11 protein-coding genes are annotated in these 12,115 nt (G+C 40.3%); 4 read left to right on the top strand and 7 right to left on the bottom strand.

Annotation, left to right across the window (positions count from 1 at the left end; all coding sequences use genetic code 11):
• Positions 1–70 precede the first annotated feature (70 nt).
• A complete protein-coding gene (locus tag RRU94_RS00735) occupies positions 71–1,333 on the bottom strand; it encodes a mechanosensitive ion channel (protein WP_315691378.1) in 1,263 nt (420 codons plus the stop codon).
• Between the two features lie 515 nt (positions 1,334–1,848).
• Between RRU94_RS00735 and RRU94_RS00740 the strand changes: the two genes are divergently transcribed.
• Positions 1,849–2,286 (top strand): hypothetical protein, encoded by a 438-nt coding sequence (locus RRU94_RS00740; RefSeq protein WP_315691379.1) that lies wholly within the window; start codon positions 1,849–1,851, stop codon positions 2,284–2,286.
• Positions 2,287–2,392: 106 nt separating this feature from the next.
• Here the strand turns inward: RRU94_RS00740 and RRU94_RS00745 are convergent, their stop codons facing one another.
• On the bottom strand, positions 2,393–3,097 hold the full coding sequence (locus RRU94_RS00745) for a DUF421 domain-containing protein (RefSeq protein WP_315691380.1): 705 nt from the start codon (positions 3,095–3,097) through the stop codon (positions 2,393–2,395).
• Between the two features lie 189 nt (positions 3,098–3,286).
• Between RRU94_RS00745 and RRU94_RS00750 the strand changes: the two genes are divergently transcribed.
• A complete protein-coding gene (locus RRU94_RS00750) occupies positions 3,287–4,279 on the top strand; it encodes an NADPH:quinone oxidoreductase family protein (protein WP_315691381.1) in 993 nt (330 codons plus the stop codon).
• 255 nt (positions 4,280–4,534) lie between these two features.
• Here the strand turns inward: RRU94_RS00750 and RRU94_RS00755 are convergent, their stop codons facing one another.
• Positions 4,535–5,422 (bottom strand): LysR family transcriptional regulator, encoded by an 888-nt coding sequence (locus tag RRU94_RS00755; RefSeq protein WP_315691382.1) that lies wholly within the window; start codon positions 5,420–5,422, stop codon positions 4,535–4,537.
• A gap of 319 nt (positions 5,423–5,741) precedes the next feature.
• Here RRU94_RS00755 and RRU94_RS00760 point away from each other — a divergent pair, with 319 nt between their 5' ends.
• The gene (locus RRU94_RS00760) at positions 5,742–6,821 is read left to right on the top strand and encodes an NAD(P)H-dependent flavin oxidoreductase (protein ID WP_315691383.1); all 1,080 of its coding nucleotides are present in this window, start codon (positions 5,742–5,744) and stop codon (positions 6,819–6,821) included.
• 162 nt (positions 6,822–6,983) lie between these two features.
• Here the strand turns inward: RRU94_RS00760 and RRU94_RS00765 are convergent, their stop codons facing one another.
• The 3 genes from RRU94_RS00765 to RRU94_RS00775 form a co-directional block, all read right to left on the bottom strand.
• Entirely contained in the window at positions 6,984–7,793 is an 810-nt protein-coding gene (locus RRU94_RS00765; protein WP_315691384.1) for a hypothetical protein, read from the bottom strand.
• Between the two features lie 204 nt (positions 7,794–7,997).
• The gene (locus RRU94_RS00770; RefSeq protein ID WP_315691385.1) at positions 7,998–8,324 is read right to left on the bottom strand and encodes an ArsR/SmtB family transcription factor; all 327 of its coding nucleotides are present in this window, start codon (positions 8,322–8,324) and stop codon (positions 7,998–8,000) included.
• Between the two features lie 2 nt (positions 8,325–8,326).
• Entirely contained in the window at positions 8,327–8,752 is a 426-nt protein-coding gene (locus RRU94_RS00775; protein ID WP_315691386.1) for an SRPBCC family protein, read from the bottom strand.
• A 217-nt stretch (positions 8,753–8,969) separates the two neighbouring features.
• Here RRU94_RS00775 and RRU94_RS00780 point away from each other — a divergent pair, with 217 nt between their 5' ends.
• Positions 8,970–9,773 (top strand): DUF2935 domain-containing protein, encoded by an 804-nt coding sequence (locus tag RRU94_RS00780; RefSeq protein ID WP_315691912.1) that lies wholly within the window; start codon positions 8,970–8,972, stop codon positions 9,771–9,773.
• 196 nt (positions 9,774–9,969) lie between these two features.
• On the opposite strand, the gene treP is transcribed toward RRU94_RS00780, so the two are convergent.
• Positions 9,970–11,409 carry a PTS system trehalose-specific EIIBC component gene (treP, locus tag RRU94_RS00785; RefSeq protein ID WP_315691387.1) on the bottom strand — a complete coding sequence of 480 codons (1,440 nt, stop codon included), beginning with the start codon at positions 11,407–11,409 and terminating at the stop codon, positions 9,970–9,972.
• Between the last annotated feature and the right edge of the window lie 706 nt (positions 11,410–12,115).

The following is a 12,115-nucleotide window of genomic DNA, read 5'->3' on the forward strand; positions in this document are numbered from 1 at the left end:
TTCGTGCCTTTAAGTTGTTTAATTGTCTTTGTTGTTTTAAAAAAACCGCCTAGTATAAAGTTTTCTTTTTTTACTCATTATTCGGTTTTTTGTTTTCTGCCTCTGCTCTTGCTTCAAACTTTTCCAGCTGGCGTTTTGCAAACTCGCGTCCTCCAAGACCGAATGAAAGAGCAAATGCAACGGCAAGGCCGGCTACAACAAACAAAAAGGCGAAATTAACAATGCTTGTCGCGAAGTTAAGCTGGGCTAGTGCCATAAAGATCGCCATAATGATAATCGAATATTTCACAATGCCGCCAAACAAGCGGTTGCCTGTTGCTCTTTGGATATAGTTCCCAAGAAGAGAGGATCCAACAAAACCAAGGCCTAGAATAATTAACGCACTTAGAACAAGCGGTAAATAACTGATCACGGCTGCGCCGATGTTATGCAGTACTTCAAGGCGGAGCACATTGAGCGCTTCAACCGTAAAAAAGATAATGATGAGAACTTGAACCGTTTTTCCAATAATGGCTGCAAGATCAAAAGAAGGCATACCAGCTCTTGGAGTAGTGTTCAAATACTTTGAAACATTGTCAATGCCTGTGCCTTTTAATAGACTGCTAAGCAAGTCTCCTATAAATCTTGCAATCACAACTCCGACAGTAATTAAGATAACTGCCACAAAGATGTTAGGAATCATATTAAGCACTTGATTCAGCATCGCTGTAACAGGGCGGGTGATCGAGTCAATCCCCAGCGTTTCCAGTGCCACGGTAATAATCGGAATCAAAATTAAAATAAACACAACATTGGCTAATACATTCGCAAGGGTGTTTTTGTTTTCTGGAGAAACCGCTGTTTCACCTTGGGACTTATTCGTTAATTTATTAAACCACTTATCAATATTAAATGTACCTAAAATCATAGCCACTAAGTTTTTCACAAACTTGGCAACAAAGTAACCGAGCAGCAAAATAACAGCTGCCATCAGCAGGTTCGGCAGGAACGCCAGCATTTTATCCATCATGTTCGAAATAGGTGCTGCCACTGCGTTCATATTAAGCTGGTCCAGCACACTTGGCAGGAACAAAATAAAAACAAGATAATAAAAAATCTTCCCTATTGAATTTAGTTTGCTGTCTGCGTCCACTGCATTTTGCGCCATATGGCCTTTTACCATGGCACGCGGAACACCGACCTTTTTAAGCCCTTTCGTGAAAATGGCTCTGACGATTGTAGCGACCAGCCAGGCAACAACCAGCAAAAGGAGTGCGCCCAGCACATTTGGTAGATAGTTGACAATCGTGTACCACATGTCGCGAAAAGCAGCTGTTAGTTGATCTGTCCTCATCATTTTCCCTCCATGACATATGAGATTTAGTAAAGCACTCTTTCTATTCCCCTGTTTTATATGGGTAAACACTTGTTATTCATTTTGTTTTATCCCGTAATACGCTGGTTTTGTGAAGATATTAACTTTTAAGTAAATTAATAGATTTTTAGTAGTTATACGGTAACAGCTTATGATCATTTGGAACGATCAAAAGTGCCATGACAAAAGCAAGAAGTCTGTTTCATTGAAAAGTGATCAAGCGCAAAGACGCGCTTATGCGGACCAGCAAACAGCTGCGCATTGAAGAGAAGATCAGCAAACGTTTCATTTGACTTTGATGCAGAATGGGCTTTTGATAGAAATGAGAAAACCTTTTCTTCCCCGCCAAAAGCTAAGTGTTATAGATGAACGAAAAAAGAGGAAAATGGAGCTTAAGGGTGAATAATCCATAAAGGCGGAAGCCGATGGGAAGCTGGATAAAGCAGCGAAACTCCGACAACCGAAGAGATAGTGCTTAATGAGGAGGCAAGATCTTGAGTAGATATAAAAAACTAAGTCTGTCCGAATTTGAACAAATGGTCCATTATCCTGCGTACACACACGACCCGAAGCAGCTAAATCAATTAAAAAAAGAATTTTTACATGCATCGGTCAAAGCGTTTGGAGAAGATAAGTTTGGCCGTTTAAAAGAAGGCACACGCAAAGTGATAGAAAGAGTTTGTATGACTTCAGCTGACCGCGGTTTTTTCTACATGAAGAGAAAAGACTTTTTAAGCAGAAACCACATTTCAGATAAAACGTTTCGAAATATGATGGGCGTTCTTCGTGAATCCGGTGTGATTGTCACCATCTATCAAGGTGCAGCTGCTCATAACGGCCGTGGTGAGCCAGTTCACCTTTTTGTCGATCATCCTTACTACCCTTACTGGCGGGATTCACTCGAGTTAACCAAGTATTTATCCGACAAATAAGAAAATATCTATGGAAAAGTGAAGAAAGAAAAACAGTTGAGTGCACATCGTCTTAACTGTTTTCATAGATCCAGACTGTCGAGAAAACCCCGGCAGTCTTTTTGTTCTAACTTTCATGCCGTGTATCGTTTTTCCGGTCTATATACAGCGTTTGGTCTGGCTGCACTTCAGCATATAAGACATCTGAAAGAGAGGCAATTCCGGATTGTGTTAATTGTTTATGGAGCCATTCCTTGTTAAGGTTCAGCTTTTCTAAATTAGTTGTATTCACAACTCCGTCTGATACTACTTCGGTTATAGTAGGCAGCAGTTTCTTTTGCGGATTGATCAGATTCATATCACCTTTGGTCACGGGTTGTTTACTGTCTTTTTTCATCACAGAAAGCTCCCCTGTCGTTTCAAAAATGGCATACTCTACTTCAGTGATGGAAAAAATATCTTTTTGTCTCAGTAATGCATGCAGCCCATCTATATCCAAACTCACCTTGCGAAGCGGCTTTTCCATAATCTTGCCGTTTTTGATAATAACAAGGGGTTCTCCATTCATGAGTTTTCTTGCTTTTTTCGATTTCATCACGATCCATCCCAACAAAAGCGTCAATACACTCCATCCAATTAAGGAAATAACACCGTTTAAAATGGTTAAATTCTTATTGAAAGCAAGATTCCCCGCTACAGAGCCCATCGCAACAGCAGAAGCAAAATTGAAAAATGTGATCTCTGAAAGTTCTTTTCTTTCCATCACCCTCATGAGAATGGATAAAGTGAGAAATGCCACTACTGTTCTAATAATCGTTTCCGTAACACCCAACAATTCTCCCCCTTTTTGACGGTATTATTTCCTGAAGCGGAAGAAATATTTATCTAAAAAAGTTCAGTTATCCAAATAACTCGATTTATTATGAATCATTTGAGCCTGTATACAACTTTCCTGCGACTGTCCATTGGCCAGGGTAATTTTGTATAATGGAAACGATACGAATTAAAGGAGGCGTGCCCAATGAAAGAGGTATTTAAGGCTTTAGTGGTAGATAAACAAGACGATCAATTTTCAATCGGAATGAAAGATATTTCTTTAGAGGCTTTATCTGAAAGCGGTATTTTGATTAAAGTCCATTACTCGGGAATCAATTACAAAGATGGGTTAGCGGCTGCGCCTGATGGAAGAATTGTAAAAAATTATCCGTTTGTACCAGGCATTGACTTGGTGGGAACAGTGGTTTCTTCCGAAGATCCTCGCTTTCAAGAGGGGGATGAGGTCATTGCAACAAGTTATGAAATAGGTGTTTCTCACTTTGGCGGTTACAGTGAGTATGCTCGAATTCCTGGAGATTGGATTTTGCCCCTCCCCAAAAGCTTAACATTAAAAGAAGCGATTGTACTAGGAACAGCAGGCTTTACAGCCGCATTATCGATACAAAGACTAGAGGAAAACGGAGTTTCGCCGGATAAAGGAAAAATACTTGTAACCGGTGCCACTGGTGGAGTAGGAAGTCTTGCTGTTTCCATGCTCGCTGCAAAAGGATACGATGTGACAGCGAGCACTGGAAAATCTTCAGAACACGACTATTTATACGAGCTCGGTGCTAAAGAAGTGATCTCCCGGGAAGACGTATATAACGGAGACATTAAGCCGTTAGCTAAACAAAAATGGGCAGGTGCAATTGATCCGGTCGGAGGACATTCACTGGCCGCCATCTTAAGCCAGATTCATTACGGTGGTTCCGTAGCTGTGAGCGGATTAACGGGCGGAGGCAGCGTACCGACAAGTGTATTTCCTTTTATTCTTCGCGGGGTGAACCTGCTTGGAATTGATTCGGTGTATTGCCCAATGGATATTAGAAAAAAAGTTTGGGGGCGTATGGCTGCAGACTTAAAGACCGATAAACTATTGGATTTTATCCAACAAGAAATTTCAATGGAGCAATTGCCTGAGTATCTACCTACTATTTTACAAGGGAAAGTCCGCGGCAGAATTATTGTACATATCTAGATGAGCTCGAATGTAGAATAGAGCATTACCGCTATATATGGAAACCGTAACAATGAAGGATTAATGACGGGTACAAAACAAACCAAATTACCCGTAGCTTTGGCCTATATACCTAAATTACACACTTCCCAAAAGGAAAGCCTGCTCCTTCATAATATAGGATGCAAGTGAGGTCGAACCTTTAGCATACATTTAAATATGCTAAAGGTTCAATTTTTTAAAAAGTGATTAGTATATAAATGTAACTTCCCAAACCTAACTCTTGCTGTTTAGCAAGCCCTTTTCATCATTTAACATATTTATAAATTTTTTTAAAGACGCAGGTACATACTTATCTCTTCGATGAATGAATACGGTTTTGACTTTTCCATATGGATCCGGAATTGGATGCTGTCTAAGAGTGCCATCTTGTACATGCTTGGAAACGACACTATGGGGAAGCATACTTGCGCCCAGACCAGCAGCCACACAGCCGACGATTGCATCAAGAGTGCCAAATTCCATCGTCTTATTGGGAACTATTCCTTCCCGGTGCAACAGCTGTTCAAGCTTTGCTCGATACGAACATCCAGAACGAAATACAAGCAGCGTCTTAGTTTGAATATCTTTAATAGAAGATAAAGGAGGATGATGTGAATCTGTAATGAGCACCAATTCTTCTTCAATCACTTCTCTTTGAATAAGATCAGGATGCTCAATGGGTTCAGCTACAAACGCTCCATCCAGTTCATACTGAAGAACTCCTTGAATATGTTGGTCGGTAGGCCCTGTTTTTAAAGTGAGATCAACGTCTGGGTAGTCTTTATGGTATTTTGAAATGAGAGCCGGTAATCGAACGGCAGCCGTTGTTTCCATCGAGCCGATAACTAAAGGACCCTTTGGTATGTGATCATCATTGATTACACTTTTTGTTTCTTCTATGAGATTAAATATTTTTTCTGTATACGCTAATAACATACTTCCTTTAGCCGTTAAGGTCGTGCCGCGATTATGTCTATAAAATAAAGTTGTTTGAAGATCCGTTTCCAGCTGCTGAATTTTCATGGTGATATTAGGCTGTGCATATTGGAGTTCCCTTGCTGCCTGAGAAATACTACCTAACTTTGCAACAGTTTGGAAAATTTTTAACGCATGCAAATCCATAAAACCTCTCCTCCAGATATGTCCTTTTATCTATATATCTTATTAATAACAAATAACTTTTATATACATTATATTATATAGCAAAATAAGGGTATGCTTAAAATCCAATCGAGCTTAACTGGAGACAAGCCGTTTAAAGAAGTAGCCGTTCAGAACTTTTATGATGTATATAGATTCATAGATCCTCTTCTTTCAAGGTACTCTTCTATATATATTTTATTGATACCTGTAATCATTTTTATATATTATGCTATATATCAAAATAAAGGTATGCTTGAAATATAATATATGGACAAATAAAAACCCTGAGGTGGAACTTATGTTACAGAATGAAATGACAAAACGCTTGAACATTCAGTATCCAATTATACAAGCCCCTATGGCTGGCGGAATCACGACTTCGAAATTAGTGGCTGAGGTTTCTAATACTGGCGGTTTAGGAATGATTGGCGCAGGCTATATGACTCCTCTTCAAACAAAAAAACAGATCAGGGAAATCAAACAGTTAACACCCAATCCTTTTGGCGTCAACTTATTTGTACCCAACGAATTTTACGTGACAGAAGACCAAGTGCAGTCAGCTAACCAGCTTCTACACCCTGTTCGTACGCAATTGAATATTGAGCCAGCCGATCACCCTGATATTCCGGAATTCAGCAGTATTTTCCAAAGCTTTACGGAACAAATTAGCGTGATTATTGAAGAAAAGGTCCCTGTTTGTTCCTTTACGTTTGGTATTCCTTCCAAGGAAGTAATAGCTGAATTAAAGCAGCATAACATCATCCTTATCGGAACAGCTACCACGGTTAGAGAAGCTATTGAAAATGAAAAATTGGGAATGGACATGGTGGTCGTGCAGGGCAGTGAAGCGGGCGGGCACCGCGGGAACTTTATCGATGAGCACCAAGAGAGCTTAATAGGTTTAATGTCTCTCATCCCGCAGGTTGTGGACCATGTAAGCATTCCTGTTATTGCTGCTGGAGGCATTATGGATGGAAGAGGATTAATGGCTTCTATCTGCTTAGGAGCAAAAGGTGTCCAAATGGGGACAGCTTTCCTGACTTGTGTAGAAAGCGGCGCACACAAGGTACATAAAGAAGCTATTTTAAATGCGGCTGAAGACCAGATGACGTTTACCCGTTCTTTTTCAGGCAAATGGGCAAGAGGCATCCAAAACAAATTTATTGCAGATATGCAGGAGCACGAAATGCTTGTGCCTGATTTTCCTGTTCAAAATCAACTCACGCAAATGATTAGAAAAACGAGCAGTGCACAAAACAATCAAGATTTTATGTCCCTTTGGTCTGGCCAGAGTCCGAGATTAGCCAAAAATCAAACCGTTGGAGCATTAATGAAAGAGATCATAGAAGAAGCGAACAAAATGGGTGTCCATATATAATAGTTTCTTGCTCTCCATTGCTTCTTATTTAACTCAGCTGCTTCCACCAGAGAAGCATAAAAAGCCGAAATACTTTTCGTATTTCGGCTTCTGTTTATCATGCCCGGCGAGAACAGCGGACGTTCATTTACAAAAGCGTGACTTGCTCGCCATAGGTTGTGCTTAAAGCTCAAGAGACGGCTGCTCTTTCACCAGTTTAGAAGGATTGTTGATTTTATACGGCACCGGAACATCTACCATAAACTTTTCTTCAACGTCTTTTCCTTTTGGGAAGCTCTTTTTGACAATCTTCCCGTCAAATTGGAGGTTTTCTCCCGGCTGCAGCTCCAGCTTTTTAAGCGTCTTGCTGTGACTGCACCATGCAAAGCCAATACTCACGGGTTCTTCCTGTTCTTGTACAATCCGAACATCTTCCAGTACGACTACTTCATCGTTTTCTTCACTGAAATGGTTCCAGCTTAGGGCAAACTGCTTCACTGTGGCGGTAAAATGAACTTTTTCTGCCGGCAGCTCAAGAGCAGGCTGCTTCGACTTTTTGGCTTTAGGTGCTGGCTGAGGGGTGCTCTCTTCTGTACTTTTAGCTCTTTCTTTTTTGGCAGGAGGCGTAGCATCAGCAGGAGGTTCTCCCCCTTCTGCCACGTTCACTCTGCTTTCTTTCCCGAAATTAGAAGACTGCATATCCTTTAAATAGTCTGGATAAATACAGCTTAAATGGCCGTCTTGAAATTCAATGACCAGAATATTAACGGCGTTTTCGGTGCCGTATTCCTCGTAGCCTTTTATTGTCACGAGCCGCTTATACGTTTTTCCTTTGTACCAAAATTCTTTTTTCGCTTCTTTTGCGGAAGAAAGCCCCCACTCTCTTACCTTTTTCGCATAATCCTCTTCATTTTCAAACACCTTATATTCCCCTTTTGGCGGAATATAGGATGTTAAATTTGAATCCTCAATATGGGGATATGTAATAGCCATATATGATACGTCCTCTCTGTTGGTTCTCTCAAAGATATTGTTTATTTTAACAGAAAGTCTACTCTTTTTATCGAGTTTCTTTATAGGATGATCATCAGCTCTACACTAATCTCGTTCGTCTTCCGGTAACTATTTTCTCTTCTTTAATAAACCATTCCATAAACAAGGCAGCTACATCTTTAAGTAATATAGCCCTTACACCTGCTAATCATTATCACTCTCTATGAATTGTTTTAAAGCGGACAGCTTTTCATCCCAATATTGCTCAAAAAAGAAAAGCCATTCTTTTAATTCAATCAGCGGTTCCGAGTGAAGCCTGTACCGGGTTTCCCGCCCGATCTTTTGACTGGTCACAAGGTTCGCATCGGCAAGCACTTGCAGATGCTTGTTCACAGCAGTGCGGCTTATAGGGAAATATTCTGTTATGGCGGCAATAGACATTTCCTTGTCAGCAAGTAATTGTAACAAACTGCGGCGAGTAGGGTCCGCAATGGCTTGAAATACATCGTGCTTAGGCGATGATGCGGTCATGTTTAAGCCTCGATATGTTTTGGAAGCTTTTCTTTGATAATGCTCTCCCAGCCGCCATCCATAATTCCACGAACGACTAAGTGCGGCTGTCCAAACTCCGTGACTTTTTCTGCATCCCATCCGGAATGAATGAGTGTGAATTCCGTTTTGTTCTCTTCAAGCTTTTTTAATTCAAAAGCAAGATGCCAATCCTTACCCCAATCAAATCCAAGGCGATGAGGAGGATCGAGTTCTGTTACTGTACAAGGTGAATCACCAAATGGACCTGCATGAAGAATAAATTCATGTCCTAAAACAGGTTCAAAGGTGTTTGGCATCCACCAGGCCGCAATCCCTTCTGATGTAGAAACGGCTTTCCATGCCTTTTCAATCGGGGCATTGAGTACAACTGTTTTACGGATTTCTGTTACATTTTCATTTTTGTGCATGATAAACCTCCACGTTTAAAAATAACACCAAATGGTGTCAAATCATTATAACACCTTTTAGTGTTACTTTATAATCTCTAGTTGAATATAATCAAAAGCCATTATTTCCTGAAGAAATGGCTACTCAAGCACGAAGCTCAAGAGTTACACATGTTTAAAACAACTGATGCATACTTTTGAAGTGGAATTCATTTAGCATTTTAAGGGGGGTCAAATGATGGCGGAACTTTTTGTAAGCCGTTCTTTAGACGAAATACGATTCTGGTCCAGAATCATGAAAGAACATGCCTTATTTTTAAGTTTAGGTTTTACCTATGAAGATAAACAATTGATCGAGGAAGCAAAACAGTTTATTGGTGTATTTGAACGGATTGAACAAGAACTAAGCACATACACCGTTGATGCTGATCCCCAGCTCATTAAACAATTTAACAGCAAAGTGTATCAGGCCACCGCCTCTATATGGGCTTATAAACGTAAAGTGTTAGGCTTAATTTTACGCTGTCAAATCAGGTCAAATAATTATGCCCTATTAGTGGATCATACAAGCCGTGAAGCCGCTTATTTTGCTAAGCGTTTAAAAGAATTAAACGAAGGAAAATTAAAGCCTTTGCCAGAAGCGATTATTAAAGAAAATGTATTTTTCCTTAAAATCATGGCCGATCATGCGAAATTTATTGGTCATTTACTGGACCCATCTGAGAGAAAACTGGTGGAGCAGGCACGGGAGTTCAGCCATGACTTTGACCAGCTGCTTTATCAAGCAATCGATTTGGATTCTATGCGCCCGCAGTCCGAAACAGCCCCTCTTCTAGACCAATTTTTAGATCAAAATCGGGTTTCGGTCGTTTCGCTGCGAAACTTTAAAAAGACAGCAAGAGACTTGATTGAAGAATGTAGAATTAAAAGTAACATCCATCCCCTCCTGGCCGACCACGTTTTTCGTGAAGCGGAAAGATTCTTGCACATCATTGATACGTTTGAAGCCAGCTTAACGAAAGAAAATGACCAGAAAAAATAACAATAATGGACAAGGATTCTATAATATATGAAACGCCCATCTTTATCCTAATACACACTCGTACTGTAAGTGCTGGCCGTATTGCATGATGTATAACTATTTTGATCATCGGATCACTCGTTTTGATAAATGAAACGTCAAAGCCCCTCACGCAAGACAAATAAAAAGAGGGAGAATACTTCTCCCTCTTTGCTGCTTAAGCTGCTTTTTTAGTGAATGTCATTTTAGATACTTTTGTTTTTGCGAAGATTATCGTTAAAATAAGTGGTACCACAATCGCGGCAGCCATCGCTACTGCGAACATGATCATGTGCTGCGGCTGGATCGACAGAATACCAGGCAAGCCGCCTACCCCGATGGAGTTTGCCATTACCCCGCTTCCTACAGAGATAATCGCAGCAGTCAAAGATCCAATCATGGCTGCTAGGAATGGGAACCCGTATTTAAGGTTGATACCGAAGATAGCCGGTTCTGTTACCCCCAGGTAGCAGGAGATGGCAGCTGGAATTGATACCTGCTTTTCTTCTTCATTTTTTCTATTAATGTAAATCATGGCCAAAACAGCAGAACCTTGTGCAATATTGGACAAAGCGATCATCGGCCATAGGTTTGTGCCGCCGAGTTCACTCATAAGCTGAAGGTCGATTGCATTCGTCATGTGGTGCAATCCAGTAATAACGAGCGGCGCATAAGCAAATCCAAAGATAGCCGCAAACAACCAGCCAAATGATGAAGTTAAACCTGAATACACAACGTCAGAAACAAATGATCCAATGCTCCATCCAATAGGACCCAGCACCGTGTGTGCAATTAAAACGGTTGGAAGTAAAGCGAAAAACGGTACGACAATCATAGAAATAGCATTTGGAACGATATCACGTAATTTACGCTCTAAGAACGCCAACACAAGACCGGCAAGAATCGCAGGAATCACTTGTGCCTGGTAACCGATCATTTCAATCTGCGCGAAGCCAAAATCCCATACAGGTATATCGCTGGCTTTGGCTCCTGCTACTCCATATGCGTTAAGAAGCTGAGGAGAAACAAGGGTAATACCAAGAACGATACCAAGAATTTGTGACGTTCCCATTTTCTTTGTAATCGCCCATGTGATCCCTACAGGCAGGAAGTGGAATACCGCTTCACCAATTAACCATAAAAACGCATGTACACCAGCCCAAAACTGAGAAACCTCTATCAGTGACTTTGTTCCGTCTTCGAGCATTTTTATGTCACCGATTACATTTCTAAAACCTAAAATCAAACCGCCGACTACAAGCGCCGGAATCAGCGGCGTAAAGATATCCGCAAGGTGAGCGATCATTCGCTGAATAAAATTCATATTTTGCTTTGCCGCCACTTTTGCTTCTTCTTTGGAAGCGCTGTCTATATCAGCGTATTTAACAAACTCGTTAAAGAAGGAAGAAACCTCATTTCCAATGATGACCTGGAACTGGCCCGCTTGTGTAAAGGTGCCCTTTACAAGCTTAATCGCTTCTATTTCTTTCACATTTGCTTGTTTCGGATCTTTTAAAACGAAACGCATTCTCGTTGCACAATGTGTAACGGCAGCGACGTTTTCTTTTCCTCCAATGCGTTCCAGCAGTTCTTTCGCTGGATCTGTATACTTACTCATTCCCTTATCCCCCTGATGAATTGGAGTAACTCCAATCCTTTCTTAATTGTATAATAATCAAACCTTTGTATATAGAAGATATTGACGCTTTCAAACTAACTCTTTCCCTGTATATACAAGCATCTGTTTACGCTTTCATTTTATCTTGTATATACAGGGTTGTCAACAAGGATTTTTAAAATGATTTTCAAAAAATGAATGCTTATAAATAAGGATCCGGATATTTTTATACAGCCACTCACATCTTCAATATCTTTGCTTTTACATTGGCCGCATCGCTTAACTGGCGCGAATAGAAAAACACCTCCAAGTTGGTTTTTTAGGTAATTACATACCCGCTTCTCAACTTAAAGGTGTTTTTATTTGGCTCGCCCGGTGCCGTAAACTGATGTCTAATCCACAATCAGTGAAGTTTATATGTATGGACGAGCTGTTTAGTGAAATTTGAGTTCCTATGTTTTAAACGGTGAAATTCATATTTTATAAAAAGAAACAGAAGACCGTTCTGGGTTTCTCTGTTTTATTCAATAAAAGCATCTATAGTTTATATTTTTTAACTCTCTCTCGATCACTCGGCTATTTGTTAAGAATGTCAGTCCTTTAGCTGCTTCCGCAACATCTTCAAATTTCATCTATAACTTATTTTTTAGTTAATAGCTATTCTTCAATAAGATCTTCAACGTTTGCTGATCATGACGACCTTATA

Origin of the sequence: Domibacillus sp. DTU_2020_1001157_1_SI_ALB_TIR_016, from assembly GCF_032341995.1 — a bacterium.
GTDB lineage: Bacteria > Bacillota > Bacilli > Bacillales > Domibacillaceae > Domibacillus > Domibacillus indicus_A.